The following is a 21,585-nucleotide window of genomic DNA, read 5'->3' on the forward strand; positions in this document are numbered from 1 at the left end:
GGAATTCTATGACAACCATCGTCAATAAACTGGGCTTCATCGCTATGCTGGTGACGACTGTGTCAGCATTTGACATTTTAGCGCATGAGCATAAATCACATGAGACGACAAACACCGGTGAAACTCAAGCATTGACCACGGTAAATGCCAGTAAAAGCATCGACACCACATTAGAAACTCAAAGTGAACATGTCAGTCAACAAAGCCAACAAGTCGTGAAACCACTTGGGGAAGCCGAGCGAGTCATCTCTTCCAATGGTTTGGACGCTCAAGAAAATCAGCAAATTAATAGCTTGTTGAACCAACTCCATGAAGCCGCAGCGACTGCAAACTGGCAGACTTATTTTGATTTGTACCACCCAAAGGCAGTATTTATTGGTACAGATGCTTCTGAACGCTGGAGCATGATTCAATTTCAGCAATATGCTGAAAAAACCAGTGGCTGGAGTTATGACTTACAATCAAGGGAGTTGATTAAAGTCGACGGCACAATTGTATTTGATGAGCAACTTTACAGTGCATCTTATGGCGTGAGTCGCGGAACTGGTGCATTGGTAAAAACAGAAGCCGGCTGGAAAGTATTACAGTACCATTTGAGTTTCCCAATACCCAATGAGCAAGCAAAACGCATTACCACGCTCATCAAGCAAATGAGATAAGATCAAATAAGCCAGCTTTTAAAGCTGGCTTATTCTCTATGTGTATTAACTCAGATGAGAACTGACACTTCTTATTGAAAAGTAGGTAGTTCCCCCGTTACTTCATTGATGTGGTGAAGCTCAAGTTAGCCAACTGAATCAAATGACAGAAGCTCTCAAAGTCACTCTCATTAAAGCCACTTTCTGCGGTATGTCTGTCTGCGTAAAATAACCCCAACACTTTAGACTCAACCATAAGAGGCGCAATCATAAAACCTTGAGACGGCAATAACTCCTGTAATTTTAATTCCAATTCAGAGGCTATAAACGGTAACTTCTTCTCAGATACCAGTAGGTTTTGTTTCTGCTCAATACACTCGGAAAAAATGCCAGCTTGCTGTTTTAATGAAACATGAAAATGATGCTTAAATTCGGTCTCGCCATAGCCCATCAACACGCGAGGCTCTAGAAACTTTCTATCACGAGAGATTAGCCACACACCACAGCGATCCACCCCGATGCCTTTTAATATGCCATCTAAAGCGATCTGCATTACTTTATTGAAGTCAGTTTTATTAATAATCGCGTGAGTTAAATGTCTGATCTGCGCCATTTGAAAACTCAAATTAGGCTCAAAGCTGATCACCTCATTAGACTCATCATCAGCAATCTTATCAATCACATCTTGCCCATTAGCAATAAACTCAACTATGTCTTTGGCACCATAGGCCTCAGCAAGTTTATGTGTTTGTTGATTGCACTGAATGAAACGCTGAATAAATTGTTGCTGATCAACACCTACTAAGGATGCTGCTTGCGCAAGTGTTTTTTGTAATTTAGTTTTATCGAGTTTTTTAGCTGAGATTATCTCAGCCAATTGATCTGACACATATATGCAGCGAATTTCAGTGGTGCGCGATAATGGATCGGTTAATGATTTCACCAGTAAATCGCCTAAGCCCCAATTTCTGGCAACACCTTGGGAGAGCTGATGAAAACTCGTGCCCATTTCATGCATGATCAACGCTTTGGTATTTTCGTCATTTGAATCTGTAAGTAGCTTATCAATATGAACGGTTTGCTCATCACCCAAGCTCCAAAAAGCGACCTCACCGATACGATATAGTAGTGAAGCAATAAAGGCCTCTTCTCTAGAAGATTCTTCATGTTCACCCAGCATCATCCGCGCAATCATAGCGGATTGAAATGACTGAGCCATCAACTTTAAAAGACGCTGATACACCTCAGGAGACAAATTTTTACTTTCAAGTAAACTAGTTAGCATCTTAGCGGTGATGCAAATATTGCGAATAGTATCAAAACCGAGTACTACCGCAGCTCGGCTTACCGTCGAGATTTGGTTATTGCCTTTGTTATAAATAGCACTATTGGCAACCCTTAAAATACGTGAGGTTAATGCATTGTCATGCATGACACTTCGACCGAGTTTTGCAAGTGAAGAAACATCGTCTCCGGCAAGCTTTTCTAACTCTCTCACTGTTGAGCAAAGGGCTGGGATTTCTTGATTACTAATCCGTTTTGTCCAATATTCAGTGCCTCTATTTTGTCCTGATACAGCTTTCAATCAGTATCCCTTGTTTTATTTTTATATTGGTTCAAGTATACACAAAATGTATATCAAAGATCTTTGCTGTGTATAACTTCAATTAAAGGTTTCAACTGAGAATGATTAAATCTGCTTAGTATCAAAAGTTGGCTGCTAAGATTAGTGCTCATTTAATAAAAAAAACGGCTCAACAATGAGCCGTAAACACAAGCAGTATGGTTGTAAAACCTTACGGGTAGGAAGATCCAAACCAATAAAACCAACAGCTTCCGTGCAACATACACGAACATAGCTTAATGAATTGGATAAAAATCCCACGCGGCCTGTAGGTGAACCGCATGGGTAATACTCAAGTCACAGTGAGTGCTTAACCGCAAACTTGAATAAACTTGTCAAATAGCGACAAAAGGAAGTACATCAGATACTGGTGCTTTCACACCAGTATCAACTGGCTCACTAGAACTGCTCTTCTTCGGTAGAACCGGTCAGTGCAGTCACAGAAGATTTACCACCTTGAATACAAGTTGTGACTTGGTCAAAGTAACCCGTACCCACTTCTTGCTGGTGCGACACGAATGTATAACCTTTCTCAGCAGCAGCAAACTCAACTTCTTGTACTTTCTCAACATAGTGCTTCATACCTTCACCACGAGCATAGTCATAAGCAAGGTCAAACATGTTGTACCACATGTTGTGAATACCCGCTAAGGTGATGAACTGGTACTTATAACCCATGTTAGAAAGCTCTTGCTGGAACTTAGCAATCGTTTCATCATCCAAGTTCTTTCTCCAGTTAAACGACGGAGAACAGTTATACGCAAGTAGTTGGTCTGGATATTGCGCGTGAATTGCTTCAGCAAACTTCTTAGCTTCTTCTAAACACGGCGTTGCTGTTTCACACCAGATAAGGTCAGCATAAGGTGCATAAGCTAAACCGCGTGAAATAGCTTGGTCTATACCGTTGTTAACACGGTAGAAGCCCTCTTCAGTTCGGTCACCTGTGACAAAATCACGATCATAAGGGTCACAATCTGAAGTCATCAAATCGGCCGCGTTTGCATCGGTACGTGCAATAACTAATGTTTCAACACCACTGACATCGGCAGCTAATCGCGCCGCAACCAGCTTTTGCACAGCTTCTTGCGTCGGAACCAATACTTTACCGCCCATGTGACCACACTTTTTAACTGACGCCAATTGGTCTTCAAAGTGAACACCCGCAGCACCGGCATCAATCATGCCTTTCATCAGTTCAAACGCATTTAGTACGCCACCAAAACCTGCTTCAGCATCCGCCACAATCGGTAAGAAATAATCGGTAAAGCCTTCATCACCAGGGTTAACATCTTTACCCCATTGAATTTGGTCAGCACGGCGGAATGAGTTATTAATTCTGCTCACCACTGCAGGGACAGAGTTTGCAGGATATAGCGACTGGTCTGGATACATAGTACCAGCTAAGTTTGCGTCGGCAGCGACCTGCCAACCTGATAGATAAATCGCTTCAATACCCGCTTTAGCTTGCTGTACCGCTTGACCACCAGTCAACGCGCCAAGAGAGTTCACATAGCCTTTTTTAGCACCACCATTCACTAAATCCCATAGCTTTGCAGCACCACGTTGGGCGATGGTGTTTTCAGGAACAACTGATCCACGTAGCTTCACCACTTCCTCTGCGGTATATGGACGTTTAACACCTTTCCAACGTGGGTTTTCAGCCCAATCTTTCTTAATCGCATCAATCTGTTGTTGACGGGTTAACTGCTCTGTAGTGTTAGACATAGTGTTTCTCCTTCCTGTGTGTTTTGTGTAGCAAGCATCCTTATGTTGCTTGCCTAATCTTGCTTAAATTTATGTTGTAAGTGTTTTATGCGGTTAATAACTCATAACCGGGCAATGTTAAGAAATCGATGAGTTCATCAGAGGTGGTGATTTGCTCAAATAACTTGGCAGCTTGGCTAAATTGACCAGCATTAAAGCGCTCTTCCCCCAACTCGGCTTTGACGTATTGAATTTCTTCTTGGAGCATGCTTCTAAACAAGTCTTTAGTAACTAATTTGCCGTTAGAAAGCGTTTTCTCGTGCTGGATCCACTGCCATATGGAAGTACGTGAAATTTCTGCAGTTGCCGCATCTTCCATCAAGCCATAAATAGGCACACAACCATTACCCTGGATCCATGCTTCGATGTATTGCAATGCAATGCGGATATTTAGACGCATACCTGACTCAGTGCGCTCACCATCACAAGGTTCTAACAGCTCAGCGGCTGAAATTGGCGCATCTACATCACGAGTGATATGCAACTGATTAGTATTGCCGCCACCAATGTAATCATTGAATATCCCCATGGCGGTATCAGCTAATCCAGGGTGCGCAACCCAAGTGCCATCGTGACCATTGCGAGCCTCAAGCTCTTTATCGCCTCTTACTTTTTCAAGCACTTGTTTGTTTGTCGCTTCATCCTTTGCAGGAATAAAGGCAGCCATTCCGCCCATCGCTAATGCACCACGTTTATGGCAGGTTTTAATTAACAAACGTGAATATGCACTAAGGAACTTTGTATCCATTGTGACCGCTTGACGATCAGGCAAAATACGGTCTGAATGACGCTTTAATGTTTTGATATAACTAAAGATGTAATCCCAACGGCCACAGTTAAGTGCCACGATATTAGCGCGCAGTTCATAGAGTATTTCTTCCATCTCAAAGACCGCTGGCAAGGTTTCAATTAAGCAAGTACATTTAATCGTGCCGGGTTGTAAGCAAAAACGTTCTTCAACAAACGCGAACACTTTTGCCCACCAACGAGCTTCTAAATGGCTCTCAAGTTTAGGGATGTAGAAATAAGGACCAGACTCTTTAGTAAGCAGTTCACGGTAGTTGTGATAGAAGTAAACAGCAAAATCAAACAAGCCCCCAGGAATGGGGATACCATCGTATTCCACATGCTTTTCTTTTAAGTGCAACCCGCGAACACGGGCAATCAATACTGCAGGGTCAGGGTCTAACGAATAATGTTTTCCAGTACTAGGAGCGGTGAACTCAATCGTGCCTCTTACCGCATCACGCAGGTTAATTTGCCCTTGAACCACTTTCTCCCAACTTGGGGCAAGTGAGTCCTCAAAGTCAGCCATGAACACTTTCACATTGGCATTTAGGGCATTGATAATCATTTTACGGTCTACAGGGCCGGTGATTTCAACGCGTCGATCTTGTAAATCATCTGGAATACCCCGAATAGACCAATCACCATCACGAATGGCTCTTGTTTCCGGTAAAAAATCAGGAAGCTCACCATTATCTATGCGTGCTTGTTTTTGAATTCGCTTTTCAAGCAACTCAGGGACTTCAGCAGCAAAGTTTTTGCACAGCACTTCAAGTAACGCTAGCGCACCTTCATTCAGTACTTCCTCTTGTCCTTCTACAGCAGCGCCAAGTACAGCTAATTTTGTAGATGCATCAGCCTGATTATCAGATGAGAGCTGTGAATATTTAGCAACTAATTGTTCTGCCGTCATAGTGATTCCCTTTTAGACTGTTAAGGCAACCCTGTATAAGTAATGTGATTGATATTTAGTATTGGCAGACTTGTATCACCATGACCAATTCACATACTGAACAGTTTTACACCTTCAAATGTTTGTTTCGTACTAAAAACTAACCACATACCTTTGTAATTGCAACAGTTGGCAGACGCGACTTTCGTCTAAAAATTCATCAAAAAAAGCATTTTAAATTGGTAATACCAAGACCACCAAAGCAAAAATAAAACCCTAAAAATCAAACAAATAAGAAAGGAATAAATATGAGAAAACCATAAAATAACGTACTAACCCAACAAGTCGTCTTACCAATTAACCAAGACCATGATATGTAATAAAATTTCAACCAAAAAACACCAAGTGTAAACGTTTAATTACTAAACTTTAGTCTAATTTTGTAGCATGCACTCTAATAGAGCGTTTTGAAGCTACGCAGAGGTAAACCTATTAAAGCGTTTATTTTCAATACCTTACAACAAAACCAACGCAAACCACATTCAAACGACCGTTTTATTCTTACCTTTACGTAAACTAACCCCAAAAAGCAATTTTTGATTTATAAAATTGAGGTCGTGTTGCCCGATCATCAGATAAAAAAAATGCAAAAAAATGCATTTTTTTTCACTTTATTTATAAAAAAATGAATTTTAAGGGAGGTAATGGGTGATTAATAACAAATCAACATGAAAGTTAGCTCACACATTAATCCATTTAGAGTGCACTAAGAGTATGAACACGAGCAGGATCTTGTGCTTTTTTAGGTTGAAATGGCAAATATAAACAGAAGATCCATCTACATCAGATTTATGTGATGGCGGGAATGTAGGATGCAATCAGGTTGAGTTTGAACTGGAAAAATGATTAGAGCATTAACTTAAAAGACTATCGAGTATATTAAGGGTACAGAGCCAATTCTAGGCTGAAGTGAATCAAGACTGAATTTCACATTAATGGGCAATGGCTTGCAAGCTCCACATATAGAGGTGGTTATACTACCAGCCATCAAACATAACGATAAAGACGACATTCAAGCGCAATCATTAAGCCTGCTTTTAAGCTTCCCCCTTAAGGTTCAACCTAAAGATGTGATCAAGAGTGAAAGTTTAATTGCACTAAGATGTTGAGCGCTGTTGCTTACGAACGCTTTTCTCAAAGCTTTCCTCATAAACCACGACACTATTACGCCCTTGGCGCTTGGCTTGATATAACGCGGTATCAGCACGCTGAACTAGCGGGTCGACACTTAAATCACTTTCTGTCACGCTGCTGACCCCGATGCTTAAACTGACTGTAAATTGGTGCCCGGATAACTTGGTATCAATTTCTGATACGAGACGGCGAATACGCTCTGCCATTTCAGCAGCCACAAGTTCAGTCGTATCGGGTAAGAATACGCCAAATTCCTCACCACCAAGCCTCACAAAAATATCTTTAGGCCTAATCGTGTCATGCACAACGCCAGATACACACTTCAACGTCCAGTCACCTGTGGCATGACCAAAGCGGTCATTAATCGATTTGAATAAATCTAAATCCATTACCAGCACACTAAATTGCTGCTCTTTTGCCTGAGCATGAATAAACTCATTTTCAGCGCGGTTTTGGCCAGCGCCTCGGTTTAACGCTTTGGTTAATGCGTCGTATTGTGCCTGCTTTCTAAACTGATTACGTTGCACCCAAGCTGCAACTAACATCAACATCAATAAAGCTGCTGCGCCAGCAAAAACGGTTGAAAACATGTATGAGGCACTTTTCTGTTGATTCAATAACTCACGCTGCTTAATAAATAGTTCGTGATCTTGCATGAGCTTGTCTAATTCGCGGGTTTTCTCGGCAATTTCAAACCTTGCCATTTGATAGGCATTTTGCTTTAACTTTTGCTCGTCTAATACCTGAATACTTAAGGCATGGGCAATGACTCTATGTTGATAGGCTTGCTGAAAATCACCACGTTTACTGGCAATCATTGAAATCACTTCATGGGCGCGGACTTTTGGCTTCTTATAGAAAGCTTCATTGGGTAAGTTCGCCACAACTTGTGCATATTTGTAAGCCTCATCAAATTGGCCTAGATAGTACTGAACTTCGCTCAAGTAACCATAATTATCATAGATTTCAATATTAAAATTGACCCCTTCATATCGCGACAGTGAATCTAATAAACCAGGTAAAGCTTGCTGATACTTCCCCTGTTTGAATAACACTGCAGCACGCCCCTTAATTGCCATGGCCTCAATCAAAGGCAATTGATACTGTTTACAGTACTGTTCAGCATCGCTGAAAAAGGTTAATGCTTCTGGATAGTAATTTAAATAGAGGTTCCCAACCCCTCGGTATAATTTACCATAGCACTCATGCTTCACATCTTGACCATTATTAAGTTTAAGCATCTTATCAGCCGTGGTTAATAATTCATCGTAAGCTTCTAACTGCAGGTAGACATTCGACAAACGAATGTATGACTGTACTTTTATACTGTCATCTGAATTCATTTCGATGCGTTTCAAGTTTTCTTGCAAGAGTAAAAATGCTTGCTGGTAATCTTCTAGGCCAATACTTGCAGTGGTTTTATAGTTGTAAATCCGAGTAAGTAGCGTTTCATCTGGGTTTAACTTTAACGCTCGGTTTAAATTTTCTATTGCTTTAGAAAAGTCACCGACATAGAGATCTTGAATAGACACCAAAGTGAAGAAAAGCGCTTGGTGCTCAATGGGAATTTGCTGTTGTACTTGTTGTAGTTTCTGCAACTGATTTATCGCTTCGCCTCCACCTGAAGACAGCGCTAAATCTAAATTATCTAATTCTTTTTTAAAATCAATATTAGCCTTACCCCAGCTTGGATAAGCAAAGGCTAATAGTAAAATAAAAAAGCTAGCTCTAAACAATTAAGTTCACTCTTATGGATGATGTATGATCATGAAGCTTTTCATATCACTACCATCAAAAGCCTTAATTTTTTCTAAATCACCGCTTAATACCGCTTGTATTTGTTCTTCGCTCAACCCATGTTGCTCCATCACTTCCCTTGGGTTAGCTTTATAAGACTCCAGTAAATCTGAGTCTTGGTTAATTTGGGTAAAAAAATCACTAAAATTCGACATGTTTTCTCCTTAACGTTGTACACATAACCCCATGTCACCACAATAGTGCCATGGTAAAATTAACCTAGTTCAGCCTCGGTAAAGCCTAAACGTTCACACATAGCTAAATTCAAAGATAATGTTTTCGCAGGTGGAATAAGCAAAGTACTGATCATTTCCAGTCTGGCATCGGGTAAATCCTGTAATTGAATACGATCAATTCTCGGACTTTGCACGGGTAAATTAGCAGCTTCGTAAATTATCACCTCATGTGACAATGGGTACCATTGACTAAGGTGCTCAACTAATACCTGTAAACGAGACTTTGTCGTTGAAAACGCTGTTAATGTTGGCTCTCCAGCGAGCGCTATCTGCCATAGTAATAGATGCGTTTTAGGATTGGGCACATGGTTATAAAGCAGGAATTGTGTCGCTTCATAACTCTGATGGCCACTTCGGCCTGGATCAATACTTAAATCAGCCCATAAACATGCTTCAGCTGATATTCCAGGCAGCATTTTGGCATCAATGCCTTCTAACTTAGCTTGTGCAATCGCATTATGTGACACGCAAGCAAACACACCTGGGTGGCCATACAATGCCACCACCACTTTTAATCCTTGTCTCACCTTTTCTAAAATAGCATCGACCATTTGCGTATAAGTATCACGGCGACTTTTTATCTCATTGCCTTGTGCATAAAAAGGCTGCAGTGAAGCATGATTAGGGTTCAAATCAACGATCCATTGCTCGGTAAAACCATCTGGCACCAAGGAGAAAACCCAATCGGCTTGTTTTAAATAACTCAAACTTAAAGCGCCAATTTGGCCGGCAAGTTGTAAACCTGTGCCGATAAAAACCAATCGACCTTTATGAACCTGTGGTTGCAATGCATTTATCCTGTTAGAGAAACCGGCTAAACCAATCTGTTTTGCGTACTGATACGACAGTAAAGCCCCAAAACATAAAGTTAACAACTTGATATCACAACTACAACTTAATATTTGTCAATTTACTCATCAATTTCGCTTGTTTCAGCTAAGGCAGACAGGAACTAATTGCCTTGTTAGCAATCAAAATGCAAACAAGTGCGCAATCCGCTTGTCTTTATAGGTAGGGCTTGGGTATCATGGCCGACAGAATTAAGGAAGTAATACGAACAATGATTAACAAAAAACAAAGTCTTACCATTTTAAGTGCCGCTCTTTTGAGCCTTTCTTTGTCAGGTTGTACTGTATTTGACTGGTTAATATACAAACCAGATATCCCACAGGGTAACTATATGGAAGCGCAGCAAGTAGAACAACTGCGTGTAGAAATGACCAAAGAACAAGCAGAGTTCATATTAGGTCGCCCAGTATTACGTGACACCTTTGCTGATAATACTTGGTATTATGTATACCATTTCAAAAGTGGTCGTAATGCCAGTATCATTCACAAAGAGCTCATTATTCACTTCGAAGACGACAAAATTGTCCGTGTTGAAGGCGATTATGAAATAAGCGAAAACTTTAATACGCCGCTTGAAGATGGTGCATTACCAACCATCAAGCCATCTGGTGCTGAGCCACTCGTACCAGAAGGACGCCCAGACAGTAAGCCGTTAGTTGAAGAAAAAATGCAAGAAATGATTAATAACAATGATGAGCTAGAAAATAGAAACAAAGCTGATTAATCGTGTTACCTTTGGCGCATCTTGTTTAGCCTATTCTTGTTTAGCCTATATGGTATAGTTTAGAAAGCTAAAGACTAAAAAGCAGAATGACATCATTCTGCTTTTTTTGTGCCTTTTAAAGTAGCCAGTAAGACTTATCGGCAGGTGTAAAGTATGTCGACAAAACTCAAGCTACACTTTCGCGCCAGTAACTTTGTTAATGCGCCCTTCTTCTTTTGCTTTTTCAGCACGCTTGCGGCGCACATCTTTAGGGTCGGCAATCAAAGGGCGATACAATTCCACACGCTGCCCAGGCAGCAGCACTTCATTATGCTTAACCTGACGACTAAAAACACCGAGCTTAATGCTGGCTAAATCAATATCTGGAAAGAACGCCTGAATGCCACTTTGCTCTACAGCCTCAATAAACGTCGTGCCTTGACTTACATTTACCGTAATCACTTTTTGCTGCTCGGGTAACGCATAAATCACGTCAACTGGAAATGTTTGCTCATTACTTGCCACGATAAATTACCTTTGCTCTGTCTGTGAACGCCGTTACCATCGACCCCATTAGCTCTCTAAATACTCGCCCGAAAGCCACATCTGCTAATGGATTTGAAAACTCAAAGTCTAAATCGAACTCTACTTTACAGGCATCTTCTGCCAGCTCAGTGAACGTCCAATGCCCTTGTAAATATTTAAATGGGCCATTCTCTAATGCCAATGAAATCGATTTTGCTTCAACCACCTGATTACGGGTAGTGAACGTCTTTCTAATGCCTGCTTTACTTACATCAACCGACGCCACCATGGTCTTGCCATCAAACTCAATGACTTTGCCGCCAACGCACCCGGGCAAGAATTCATGATAAGACTCTACATCATTGACTAGGTTATACATTTCTAATGCGCTAAAACGAACTAGCACATTTTTCGAGATTTTCGGCATGTCACATCACACATTGGCTATCAGTAAGGAGTCGGATTTTATCATGTTGTCAAAAAAAGGCATCTGTTAGCTGTAATTTATCTTGCCCTCTTCTTGTTGTACTGATTGAAACAAAAGCTTGAGCAAGGTCAGTGATTTGTACCCATGAAACCCTCGCATCTTAGCTAGGTTTGGGTATAATCCCTTGAAATAGATAATTCCTCCCCCATATCTGTTAATAACAAGCACAGAAAAGCAATGGGCAACAGCGGGTATACCACGCGAATATGGCTAAAAAGAATTCCAAGAAATCAAAGAACCCACCAGCAACGATAACGCGCAACAAACGTGCGACCTTTGAGTTTAAAATTGAAGATAAAATCGAAGCTGGATTAGAGCTACAAGGTTGGGAAGTAAAGTCCCTGCGTATGGGTAAAGTGACCCTAGCTGACTGCTACGTGTATATAAAACACGGTGAAGCATTCATGCATGGTTGTACTGTACAACCACTGAATACCGCTTCTACCCATGTTGTGTGCGATCCTATTCGTACCAAAAAATTGCTACTAAAACGCAGCGAGATTGATAAATTAGAAGGCTTGATTGAACGTCAAGGCTACACCTTAGTGCCATTATCACTCTACTGGCGCAAAGGTGCCTGGGTAAAAGTAGAAATCGGCCTAGGTAAAGGTAAGAAAGATCACGATAAACGCCAAGACACTAAAGAACGTGAATGGAAAGTTGAACAATCACGGGTCATGAAGAAGTCTAGATTGGACGGATAATGAACAAACAATTGTTAATTGGTGAAATGCATTAGGTTTTTTGGCATTTACCCGATACAATCAACAGACTTTGGGGGCGATTCTGGATTCGACAGGATTCACGAAACCCTGGGAGCATGTCGAGGGGCGGTTGGCCTCGTAAAAAGCCGCACAGTTATAGTTGCAAACGACGATAACTACGCTCTAGCAGCTTAGGCTCGCTAGCCATCAGCCACACGTTTCGCATATGGGCAGTGGATTTTGATGGTCATCTTACATTATGCTAGCGAGGGAACCTTGTTCGGGGGTGAACCGCGAAATAGTACCGGACTCGCCTTGTAATATCCTGTCTTTCGGAGCTTGCAAGGTTAACCAAAAGAGAGACTAAACATGTAGCGCCTTGGATGTAGGCTTTCTGGACGCGGGTTCAAGTCCCGCCGCCTCCACCAAATACTAAAAAGCTCACCTTCGGGTGAGCTTTTTGTTTTCAGCCATTCAAAAAGCCTATCCCAAATAATGGCTTAAAGCCAAAATAAAACGCTGCGACAAAATCTGTCGCAGGTTAGTATTAATTTAATAGTCAGGTTTTTTTGAGGGCTTATTAAATGGCAACTAACATCTCACGCTATATCGAAATGCTAAAACATATCAAAACTTATCCCGCTAAAGTCACTACCGCAGAGCTGACCGAAAAGCTAAACAGTCGTGGATACTTTGTAGATTTAAGAACCGTGCAGCGTGATTTAAATGATCTGCTTGATGAAGGCCAATTTGGTTTAGAAGTCGACAAGCGCAATAAGCCCTTTGGGTGGTCAATTTCATCATGTTGGAACAAGCTTAAACTGACAATGATGGATCAGCATATGGCGCTGGCATTTTATACACTCAAACACAATGCCAGCCAGTTGTTGCCACCACAAAGCATAACCCAGTTAACACCTTACTTTGACAGTGCAGATAGAGTGCTAGGACAAAACAGTGATAGTCCTTGGTTGTTTTGGGCATGTAGAGTTGCTCAATTGCCACAACCGTTTCCGATCATTTATCAAGAACAAGACCCACAAGCCCTTGCTATTATCCAAGAAGCCTTGCTGCATCAGAAACAGGTGGCTTGCCAAATTCAACGGGCTATTGGCAATACCTCACACTGGTTTGATTATGACCCTATTAATCCCCAAGGCATCCGAGTATTGAATGGTGTGCCATTACTCATTTTTACCGTCGCTACGGCATTACACTCCAAACGCTACGCTAAGCCTATTGATATGCTTCGCAATGTACGACTTCTTAACAGCAAAATTGAACTACACCAACCAAACCTATCACTGCCTGAAAAGCCAAAAGCGATGATTGATTTGGAATTGATTTTCGCCCCATCGGCCACCTTTATATTACGAAATGCCAAATTCAGCCACCAACAAACCACTACCAGATTACCCAGTGGTGACTTTTTGGTAAAAGCGCGTGTAGAAGACTCTGAAAACCTCAGATCGTACCTATGGGGAATGGTCGATAAAGTTGAGGTAATAGCCCCCGCTAAATTGCGCGGACACTTTAAGCGAAAAATAGACAAAATGACTCAGCGTTACCAATCGTCTACGACGAGAACTGTCGCTATTGCCAGTTAAGCTTGCTCAAACGGTAAAGGGAGTTCAATTATGTTCGAGTTAATACAAGATGATAGCACCAGCCCAAGAATTGCTGTGTTCGGCGTAGGTGGTTGCGGCTGCAATACAATCAATCAGTTATGTCAGGCAAATTTAAGTGCCAATGTGCAGCTTATTGCCGTCAATACAGACTCACAATCTCTTGCCTTGTCGCAATGCGGTATTCGTCTGCAAATAGGTGAACAAACCACTAAGGGTTTAGGTGCTGGCGCTATACCGCAAAAAGGCTATGAAGCCGCTAAGGAGTCAGAAGCTCAGCTTAAAGAATTAATTGCACAAGCAGATATTATTTTTATCACAGGCGGCATGGGCGGCGGCACTGGTACAGGCGCCCTGCCATTAATGGCAAACATCACATCTGAGCTAAACAAACCCACTGTCAGTGTCGTTACTACGCCATTTGCTTTTGAAGGCAATAAACGCAACCATTACGCCAATCAAGGGCTTGAGCAGTTAATGCAACATAATAATGCCGTTATTGTGTTGCCAAACGATAAACTTGCAAAAGCACTAGATAAGAAAATATCCCTGATAAGTGCCTTCAATGAAAGTAACCAAATTCTTGAAGATGTATTGGTAAGTCTCACCACAACAATCAGTCAGGCTGGGCTCATTAATATCGATTTAAACGACTTTATTGAAGTCATTAGCCATCAAGGCCAAGCAGCAATGGGCGTGGCAAAGCAGCAAACAGGGCAAGACATTGAGTTAACCATTAATGAAGCACTAAAGAACCCACTACTTGCCGAAATGGACATCAGCCGAGCACAAGGGGCAATTGTAAGTGTGATGGCCACTGAAGCAATTGAACTCAGCCAATACCACCAAATAGGCGAATGTTTGCAACAGCAATTAGCACCAAATGCACTAGTCATTATTGGCCTGACAATCGTACCTGAATTAGACAATGAGCTTGAATTGATGGTCATCACTACTGGAATGAGTCAAGCAGCTCAAGAGGAAATAAAACTCAGCAATCCAGCAAAAGCAATAAAACATTATGAAGCGGAGAAAACCGATAGTGGTACGAGTAAAACAACAAACGAGAATTCAAACTTGTTAAATATACATGATTTTTTACAGCAAAACGCTCAGCAAACAAATTTAACTAAACCGCAAGCTCATAGCATAAATCAATTTGAGCAAGATTTAGAAACTCCAACATATCACCGTCGGCGGTGCTGATTTAGAAAATATGTTATTTATTTCAATAGCATAGACTCACTTTTTCCAAAGTATGCTATCAGCAATAGAGTTTTAACCATAACTACAACAAAAACACCCGCACAAATCATTGATGCGGGTGATATCCAAACTTGAACACATTAGCTCAAAATGAAGCTAGCCATAAAAGCGCAAACTAATTTAATTGCTTGTGACTCGACAATTCAGCTTCTAATTGTTCCATTGTTTTTTGTGCTCTAAACTCTGAATAGAGTGCAACTTCATCATTAGGATCTAAGTTCTTACCAGATTGCTCTAACAACTTGTCAAACACAACTTTAGTGTCTTTCATCACGACAAGTACACAAAGCTGTTTTTGGTCGTCAATTCTCGCGAAAACAACTTCTTCTGGAGTTGAACCAACAAGGTTTTGCTGTGCAACCTGTTTGCTCACCTGCGCAAAGTTTGAACTTGTTTGAGTTTTATTATTTTGTTGAGTTTGTTCATTGACCAACTTATCCATGACCATTGCTTTGGTGTTAATTTGTGTCGCAAGGTCAGCTCTAGCATTTGCAATAGCTTGAGCTCGGCTAGCAGCCATATTACCTGTCCACATAACACAGCTCGATGATGCTAGGCCTTGTTCATGCTTAGGTAAAAATACCCAACTTGGCACACTGTCATTCTCAGATAAAGGTGTTGATTGTGGTTCGTGAGTGCTACTACATGCAGTTAATAATGCCATCGCTCCTACTAAGCAAACATATTTTTTGATCATATTGTGATATCCCCATTCCATTTAGGTATTTGTGACTGATATTGCGCCTCGAGCTTACGCACCTTTTTTAAGTACTTCTGTGTTTCTGAATATGGCAATTTGCTGAGCAGGGTTTGATAAACCTCTTCACTACTCATCGCATTAATCTTTGCTAATGCCTGTTTGACACTCTTATTGTCTCCACCATTAAATGCCCGAGCCACATTACCTGACCCTGTGTTGTAAGCAGCAATCACACAAAACTTTTTACTCTCTTGGTTGTGTATACCCTTTAAATACTGATTGGACAGAATTGATAAATATCCCGCGCCATATAGTATATTTGTATTGGGCTGATACAACTCAGTTGCAGTAGGTGCTGAGGATTGTTTTAGCAATTTATTAGCGACATCCATTCCAGCTGATCTAGGTACAATTTGCATTAAGCCAAATGCTGGTATATGAGATTTTGCTTGTGGGTCAAATGAAGACTCTGCATGAGAAATTGCCAGTAATAACGGTAAATCTTGCTGCTGAACATTTGCATGTTTCTGAAACTCATTGATAAACGGTGATACTTTTTTGAATAGATAATCATCAGGTAATGCCATGGTAAGAGATTGCACCTTTTTATAAGGTGTAGCCCTTTTTTCCGCGATATTAAGTTGCTTATCAAGTTCGGTTAAGCGTTGCTGATATTGCTGTTGTTCATATTGCTTTTGAGCGGCAACGTTATCATTAGACAGGTTTTTGTCGGCATCTATACTACTGAGTACCTGCTCATATTGCATATGGATGTGTTGTTTTAAAACCTGATGACTACTCACGACAACAGGTTGAGCGCTCTTCTCAAATTTACCTTGTTGATATTGCTCAATCACCTCAGGATTATCAGTAATCTCTTTCAACAACTGGATGGAATCTTGTTTTTCTTCAGCGAGAGGCTGATGACCAATTAGCTGTTCAATCGTTAATGTCTGCGATTGCTCATCGATAATGATGCGAGCATTAAGGCTATCGCTATATTCAACCTGTGTCTCAAGGGAGCTTTGTATCGGGGTAGACCAATGTGCTAAAAGTTCAGATCGATAAGCATCAAATTCATTTAGATATGCTTCTCTAAAGTCAGCAAATTGTGCTTGTTGCTGTTGCAGATAGTCTTGTTGTTGCGTCTTTTGCTGTTGTTTAAACTGGTCAAAAGTTTGATCAGCATAAGCTAAACATATGGGGACACATAATAAAGCAAGTAATTTTTTGCGCATACAATATCCTTATAAAGCGGCTGCACTCTAGAAATAGCTACTTAAGTCATCAGCCTGTTGTTGCTCTAAAGCCTCTAATTCAACCTGCGCATTCAAACTGACTTGGCGACAGGATGTTTGATCACAAGAAGACATTAAATCGATGACGGCTTGATAGCGTTGATCAGCTAACCACATTTTCCCGACAGCCAACTTACCTTGATCCAAAGTAATTTGTTGAGGAACAAGGTGTTGATCTAAATATGCTAGCCCAGAGACGGCATCTGTCTGGCTGGCGATAAGCGCAACGGCATCAGATTGCGTTTTTTCATGAGATAATGCTAACTTCAGCATAGGCCTAAGTAGTTTAAGATCATTTTTCTCAGCAGCGGCCCAAGCGGTAACTATAGCCAACCCAGCGAGGTTATAGGACTCGTCATTAACAACCACATCTCCTTGGCACTCCACACCATCAGCGGTTCTATTGTGTGTAAAGTTGGTAATGCTTGCGTCAATAAAACTGACGGAGGTAGGCAAGATTTGCTCCGTCTGCCGTTGCAATGACTGCCTAAGTTGATAACGGTTTGGCATACTTAACGCTCTGCGACAGGCTGCTTGTAAAGCACCATTTGATAACTTTTTCTTTGAGGTAACCTTCGCGATTTTGCCTTGTACTTCACTATTAAAGAAAGCACTTTCCTCACGGAAGATCCCCGCAGAATCTGCGGAAATCGAACCAGTGAAAACAGAAGCAGCCATTATAACGGCTAGCATTATAGCTCCTCAGTCGTCGATACTTTGCCTGATGCACCTTGTGGGTTAGCGCTGTTTTCATTCACACCGCCAACAGCTTTAATTTTAGAGCTTGCAGTACTACTACCTTTTAACGTGCTACCACCTTGCATTTCTTTGTTTGCTTGGCGCGCTGTAGCTTCTAAGCTTGGAGAATATACCGCCACAGAATATTGCCAGTATCCATCTTCACTCGTGAAGCTTTTAACACTCACACCTGCAGGTAACTTTCCTTTTGCTAAGGTTGAGTAATCATCTGAAATTTTCATCTGATTTAAGAACATTTCACGGTCCTCCTCCAGCACTTTCACCTGTTGAGGATCTTTCATGTACGGGTCGTCATACTGGAATTGTTGAGCGCTTTCCATTTGCTTTTCATCAAAACTGCCTTGCCAATACACTTTTTCACCTTGCATTGTTGCAAGCAAGGCTGAACGCGCACGCGTTTGTGATTGTGACTTTGCAGCTCCGCGTAATTTGTTGGCAACACTTTTATTTCTGTTTTGACGAATAATCGCTGAACCATAGCCCATAACAATCACTTCACCAGTTTCCGCATGAGTCAATACTTTCGCACCTACAGGCGGTAATACACCACCTCGAATGTCATTGACTACTTGTTTGAAAATGCTGTTAGGTTCAGTCGTCACCGCAATTGCACCAGTATTTTTGCTTATCTGTTGTCGCGTTTTTGGCGTAGATATCAAACTTACTCTTACTGTTTTTGATTCCAAATCATCAAATACATCAAAGGTGACAAAACCCGCAAGCGACCCTGAAACAGACTCTTTACAAGCTTCCGCTTGATTAGTTTGTGTATTTGCTACTCCTTCAACACCAGTATCAATGACATCCATGCTCACAGAAACCAAATTACTACACTGATGCTCAACGCCCTTCATGTTTTCTATCAATTGCTTTTTGGCAACTAAATACGCTTGGTTATAAGCACCACGTTTAGAGAGTAAGGTTGCATTGATATTGTCATAACTTGTATAGCTCACGCTGCCGATGGATAAAATGCCAGTGCCACTTCCCACTTGGATCATTTTGATACCATCTTCATCATTCTCAATTAAAGCTTGGTGAGCAACAGCAACAGCTTGTGAAGCATCTGTACCGGCTACCGCATCGCCTTTCATGACCACATTGTCTGCGTTTTCAACTGATGTTCCTGGTCTGGCTGGCACCATATCCGTCAAATCAAAATCTAAATTTGCACTGGCAAATGAAGGCATGACTAATGCCATTGCTAACGTTATTATTTTTAATTTCAAAATAGCTTCCTTACTGATATCTGAGGGTAAAATCATTTTCGATATTGATTGCTGGTAGCTGTACTCCAGCACTGTTAAACATTTGGTGAATAGCTTGCGCTAACTCTCCAGTCGCACCTTTAAAGCGCATGCTGGCAACAATATTGCGGCCCTGACGACCAATGGCAACGTCTGATACGCCACCTAGGGTACTCAGCATGCTCTGCAGTTTTTCAGGCTGGGATATATGTGATTGTGGAAGCCATAGCTGCCGAACAATTCCGCCACGTGCGACTACCTGAGTAAATGCTTGTTTCAATGAGGCTTGTAAGGCCTCACTTTGCTCCTCATGAGCAAGATGAACTGACATAAGGTTATATTCGGCATTTGAGTTACTTGGCAGTGCAATTAACGCTGGATTATTTTTCCAATGGCCATATTGATTTCCATTCAAATCATTCACCGCAACCGATAGATGAAGGCGACTGGTGTTATTAGTTTGCGATATATTGGAAGTGGCTTGTATAACGAGACTGGCATGTGGCTCAACTTCAATTCCTTGCTGACCAAGCCAAGCTGATAGCTCTGAGTATAATGGCTCAGGCGCGATAACTTTGACTCTAGGTGATCCAATGACATCTAATAAATCAGATGTTTTCTTAATTAAAGGGGCTTTGTCCACCACCGCATGAACCGTCACTCGCAAGCCATCATTATTAATAGGTTTAGCGTCCAATGTTTGCCACTCTTTTACCAAACCTTCAGTATGAGTGGATAGTTGATGACCAATAAACTCCTGCATATTGGTTGTTTCTGAACCATTGTTTAGCTGTAAGCTCATTTGAGATGACTGGCTATGTTGCTGGCTCAGCCAAACACCCACAACTTGTGATACAGCTCTTTGAAGGGCATCCATTTCTGCATGATACCGTGCAGTTTGCCCGCTTTTGGGCCAGCCCTCTCCAGTCACAGTGACGCTAATGCTTTCAATTTCATCAGCCCACTCTGACTCAGAGGGTGCAGATAGTGCATGCATGGCTACACCAACCGTCACACAAGTATCATTACCACTTAATGTTGGTGATGATGTTGAGATTTGCAACGCATTCATGCTTAAACCTTCCAACAACAGCGATCTATTTTGCTCGTACATTTGCACAGTGCTGTCATCAATCCCGGTTTGTAGTTGTTGATTAGCATCATGACTTGCAAGACTTTTATTTCCTTGCACAAACGCAGCTATATCAGCCGTTCCTTGTGCTTTAGCTACTGCAATAGCTGTACTTCCACGCCCATATGCACAAGACACAGTTTCAATTGTGCCATCAGCCTGCACTTGTACTTCTGCAAGTGCAGTTGAAGACACAATCATCAATAAACTTACGCCTAGCTTGATCATGTACGCTTCTCCAAGAAACCATTGGGCGTACCAACCGAAACAGCAAATATTTTCATACCGCTTGCAGGGCGATAAATCCCCTTCTTAGCTGTTTTTTGAATGTTTCCAGCCAAATCACCGCTCTTCCAACGTGTGATTTCACCAATTGCACTATTAGCTGAAGGAGTGACATGCGCCACACCAATAGGCTCAATGAAACCTGCTTCATAACTAAACACAATCATTGTTTCATTAGGTAAAACACCTGCGTTCTGCCCTCGGTCTAGACTAATTTGGTTCCCTTTAATGCCGAGTACTTGGGTAGTTGCAGGCATTTCAGTCAACATTCGGGTTAAAAGAATATCGATGCCACGTGATGCCATATCGTTTACAACGGCATTAACATGTGCCTCATCAAAGTATCTGTATCCGCTGACATATCGATTATTGGCTTTAACAAACTTAAGTTCTGAGCGTTCGCGAATATCTTCAGATTTGACTCGAATTTTACCTAAATTGGGGTGTGATAATTTTTCACGGGTATATGGATTGATAACGGCACTGGTTAGCTCAAGTGTATAATCCATCCAACTGGTGATGCTGCCTTCGGTTTTTACAGTGCGCATCGAATCAAGCTTGACGATAAAATCTGGCTTTAGAACTGAATGCTGGCCGACACGTTTTGCTAATTCACTTGCTCCTTGTTGCTCTAGATAAATTTGTTGTTCTTGAGCTACGGTTTCATCATCACGAGTAATAATTCTAAAACGATTAATTCCTGCAAATTGGTTTTCCAACATCATCAATAAGCGTTGATCATCAAATGCGGATAAAGCATTAACGCCCTCTCCTTCACCACCTACTCGGGCAACATCAAAGTACATACGCACAATAGGTTTCTTTAATGGGCAGCCTTCATTTTCATTGTTAACATCAAAGTTGCACCGCTCTAATCCTTGAGTGTCGAAGTAAGAAGGTACCCTGATATCACTGTCTTTGAAGTCATATGCACTCTTTGCAACTTCGGCATTAGAAGCTCGGTTACTTACCTTTTTCACTTGGGTATGTTGGGCGGGTTTACTTTGACAGCCCACTAATAGTGCTGCCGAGAACAAAGAAAGAGAAGCAAATTTAAGCAGTTTCATAACACAT

19 protein-coding genes and 1 other RNA gene are annotated in these 21,585 nt (G+C 41.5%); 6 read left to right on the forward strand and 14 right to left on the reverse strand.

Translation table 11 applies throughout. The features are described from left to right. Positions 1–8: 8 nt before the first annotated feature. On the forward strand, positions 9–659 hold the full coding sequence (locus tag ACHUGF_RS01545; protein WP_394129009.1) for a nuclear transport factor 2 family protein: 651 nt from the start codon (positions 9–11) through the stop codon (positions 657–659). Between the two features lie 97 nt (positions 660–756). On the opposite strand, the gene ACHUGF_RS01550 is transcribed toward ACHUGF_RS01545, so the two are convergent. From ACHUGF_RS01550 to ACHUGF_RS01575, 6 genes are all read right to left on the reverse strand, one after another. Beyond that, a complete protein-coding gene (locus ACHUGF_RS01550) occupies positions 757–2,223 on the reverse strand; it encodes an HDOD domain-containing protein (RefSeq protein ID WP_394129010.1) in 1,467 nt (488 codons plus the stop codon). Between the two features lie 438 nt (positions 2,224–2,661). Beyond that, entirely contained in the window at positions 2,662–3,987 is a 1,326-nt protein-coding gene (gene aceA, locus ACHUGF_RS01555) for an isocitrate lyase (protein ID WP_394129011.1), read from the reverse strand. 85 nt (positions 3,988–4,072) lie between these two features. Beyond that, a complete protein-coding gene (gene aceB, locus ACHUGF_RS01560; protein WP_394129012.1) occupies positions 4,073–5,725 on the reverse strand; it encodes a malate synthase A in 1,653 nt (550 codons plus the stop codon). Between the two features lie 1,136 nt (positions 5,726–6,861). Continuing rightward, on the reverse strand, positions 6,862–8,634 hold the full coding sequence (locus ACHUGF_RS01565; RefSeq protein WP_394129013.1) for a tetratricopeptide repeat-containing diguanylate cyclase: 1,773 nt from the start codon (positions 8,632–8,634) through the stop codon (positions 6,862–6,864). A 12-nt stretch (positions 8,635–8,646) separates the two neighbouring features. Next, a complete protein-coding gene (locus ACHUGF_RS01570; protein WP_394129014.1) occupies positions 8,647–8,850 on the reverse strand; it encodes a hypothetical protein in 204 nt (67 codons plus the stop codon). A gap of 59 nt (positions 8,851–8,909) precedes the next feature. Next, on the reverse strand, positions 8,910–9,719 hold the full coding sequence (locus ACHUGF_RS01575; RefSeq protein ID WP_394129015.1) for an SAM-dependent methyltransferase: 810 nt from the start codon (positions 9,717–9,719) through the stop codon (positions 8,910–8,912). Positions 9,720–9,991: 272 nt separating this feature from the next. On the opposite strand from ACHUGF_RS01575, the gene ACHUGF_RS01580 reads away from it, so the two are divergent. Continuing rightward, entirely contained in the window at positions 9,992–10,504 is a 513-nt protein-coding gene (locus tag ACHUGF_RS01580) for an outer membrane protein assembly factor BamE (protein WP_394129016.1), read from the forward strand. A gap of 171 nt (positions 10,505–10,675) precedes the next feature. Here the strand turns inward: ACHUGF_RS01580 and ACHUGF_RS01585 are convergent, their stop codons facing one another. Next, a complete protein-coding gene (locus ACHUGF_RS01585; protein ID WP_394129017.1) occupies positions 10,676–11,008 on the reverse strand; it encodes an RnfH family protein in 333 nt (110 codons plus the stop codon). Next, positions 10,998–11,435 carry an SRPBCC family protein gene (locus ACHUGF_RS01590; RefSeq protein WP_394129018.1) on the reverse strand — a complete coding sequence of 146 codons (438 nt, stop codon included), beginning with the start codon at positions 11,433–11,435 and terminating at the stop codon, positions 10,998–11,000. Before ACHUGF_RS01590 ends, ACHUGF_RS01585 begins: the two co-directional genes overlap by 11 nt. A gap of 266 nt (positions 11,436–11,701) precedes the next feature. On the opposite strand from ACHUGF_RS01590, the gene smpB reads away from it, so the two are divergent. The 4 genes from smpB to ftsZ all read left to right on the forward strand — a co-directional run bounded on the left by smpB (position 11,702) and on the right by ftsZ (position 15,030). After that, a complete protein-coding gene (gene smpB, locus ACHUGF_RS01595; protein WP_394129019.1) occupies positions 11,702–12,199 on the forward strand; it encodes an SsrA-binding protein SmpB in 498 nt (165 codons plus the stop codon). A 72-nt stretch (positions 12,200–12,271) separates the two neighbouring features. Continuing rightward, positions 12,272–12,627, forward strand: a transfer-messenger RNA (tmRNA) gene (gene ssrA, locus ACHUGF_RS01600). A gap of 156 nt (positions 12,628–12,783) precedes the next feature. After that, on the forward strand, positions 12,784–13,806 hold the full coding sequence (locus ACHUGF_RS01605; RefSeq protein ID WP_394129020.1) for a helix-turn-helix transcriptional regulator: 1,023 nt from the start codon (positions 12,784–12,786) through the stop codon (positions 13,804–13,806). A 30-nt stretch (positions 13,807–13,836) separates the two neighbouring features. Then, complete coding sequence (ftsZ, locus tag ACHUGF_RS01610; RefSeq protein WP_394129021.1) at positions 13,837–15,030, forward strand: cell division protein FtsZ; 1,194 nt, start codon at positions 13,837–13,839, stop codon at positions 15,028–15,030. A 175-nt stretch (positions 15,031–15,205) separates the two neighbouring features. Here ftsZ and ACHUGF_RS01615 read toward each other — a convergent pair whose 3' ends face one another. From ACHUGF_RS01615 to ACHUGF_RS01640, 6 genes are read right to left on the reverse strand one after another with little or no spacing between them, the layout of a single operon-like run. Beyond that, on the reverse strand, positions 15,206–15,787 hold the full coding sequence (locus ACHUGF_RS01615; protein WP_394129022.1) for a hypothetical protein: 582 nt from the start codon (positions 15,785–15,787) through the stop codon (positions 15,206–15,208). After that, the gene (locus ACHUGF_RS01620; protein ID WP_394129023.1) at positions 15,784–17,028 is read right to left on the reverse strand and encodes a transglycosylase SLT domain-containing protein; all 1,245 of its coding nucleotides are present in this window, start codon (positions 17,026–17,028) and stop codon (positions 15,784–15,786) included. Before ACHUGF_RS01620 ends, ACHUGF_RS01615 begins: the two co-directional genes overlap by 4 nt. A 27-nt stretch (positions 17,029–17,055) precedes the next feature. Then, positions 17,056–17,781 (reverse strand): hypothetical protein, encoded by a 726-nt coding sequence (locus ACHUGF_RS01625; protein WP_394129024.1) that lies wholly within the window; start codon positions 17,779–17,781, stop codon positions 17,056–17,058. Then, entirely contained in the window at positions 17,781–19,076 is a 1,296-nt protein-coding gene (locus tag ACHUGF_RS01630; RefSeq protein WP_394129025.1) for a hypothetical protein, read from the reverse strand. Before ACHUGF_RS01630 ends, ACHUGF_RS01625 begins: the two co-directional genes overlap by 1 nt. Before the next feature lie 10 nt (positions 19,077–19,086). Then, on the reverse strand, positions 19,087–20,454 hold the full coding sequence (locus ACHUGF_RS01635) for a hypothetical protein (RefSeq protein ID WP_394129026.1): 1,368 nt from the start codon (positions 20,452–20,454) through the stop codon (positions 19,087–19,089). Beyond that, entirely contained in the window at positions 20,451–21,578 is a 1,128-nt protein-coding gene (locus tag ACHUGF_RS01640; RefSeq protein WP_394129027.1) for a hypothetical protein, read from the reverse strand. The genes ACHUGF_RS01635 and ACHUGF_RS01640 overlap by 4 nt, the downstream gene beginning before the upstream one ends. Between the last annotated feature and the right edge of the window lie 7 nt (positions 21,579–21,585).

Origin of the sequence: Shewanella maritima, assembly GCF_043643735.1 — a bacterium.
In the GTDB taxonomy this organism is placed as follows: Bacteria; Pseudomonadota; Gammaproteobacteria; order Enterobacterales; family Shewanellaceae; genus Shewanella; species Shewanella maritima_A.

Excerpts from the sequence above, each read along its gene's own strand:
- ACHUGF_RS01545 (WP_394129009.1), top strand. The coding sequence starts at position 9 with ATGACAACCATCGTCAATAAACTGGGCTTCATCGCTATGCTGGTGACG.
- aceA (WP_394129011.1), bottom strand. The coding sequence starts at position 3,987 with ATGTCTAACACTACAGAGCAGTTAACCCGTCAACAACAGATTGATGCG.
- aceB (WP_394129012.1), bottom strand. The coding sequence starts at position 5,725 with ATGACGGCAGAACAATTAGTTGCTAAATATTCACAGCTCTCATCTGAT.
- ACHUGF_RS01570 (WP_394129014.1), bottom strand. The coding sequence starts at position 8,850 with ATGTCGAATTTTAGTGATTTTTTTACCCAAATTAACCAAGACTCAGAT.
- ACHUGF_RS01580 (WP_394129016.1), top strand. The coding sequence starts at position 9,992 with ATGATTAACAAAAAACAAAGTCTTACCATTTTAAGTGCCGCTCTTTTG.
- ACHUGF_RS01590 (WP_394129018.1), bottom strand. The coding sequence starts at position 11,435 with ATGCCGAAAATCTCGAAAAATGTGCTAGTTCGTTTTAGCGCATTAGAA.
- smpB (WP_394129019.1), top strand. The coding sequence starts at position 11,702 with ATGGCTAAAAAGAATTCCAAGAAATCAAAGAACCCACCAGCAACGATA.
- ACHUGF_RS01605 (WP_394129020.1), top strand. The coding sequence starts at position 12,784 with ATGGCAACTAACATCTCACGCTATATCGAAATGCTAAAACATATCAAA.
- ftsZ (WP_394129021.1), top strand. The coding sequence starts at position 13,837 with ATGTTCGAGTTAATACAAGATGATAGCACCAGCCCAAGAATTGCTGTG.
- ACHUGF_RS01615 (WP_394129022.1), bottom strand. The coding sequence starts at position 15,787 with ATGATCAAAAAATATGTTTGCTTAGTAGGAGCGATGGCATTATTAACT.
- ACHUGF_RS01620 (WP_394129023.1), bottom strand. The coding sequence starts at position 17,028 with ATGCGCAAAAAATTACTTGCTTTATTATGTGTCCCCATATGTTTAGCT.
- ACHUGF_RS01625 (WP_394129024.1), bottom strand. The coding sequence starts at position 17,781 with ATGCTAGCCGTTATAATGGCTGCTTCTGTTTTCACTGGTTCGATTTCC.
- ACHUGF_RS01635 (WP_394129026.1), bottom strand. The coding sequence starts at position 20,454 with ATGATCAAGCTAGGCGTAAGTTTATTGATGATTGTGTCTTCAACTGCA.
- ACHUGF_RS01640 (WP_394129027.1), bottom strand. The coding sequence starts at position 21,578 with ATGAAACTGCTTAAATTTGCTTCTCTTTCTTTGTTCTCGGCAGCACTA.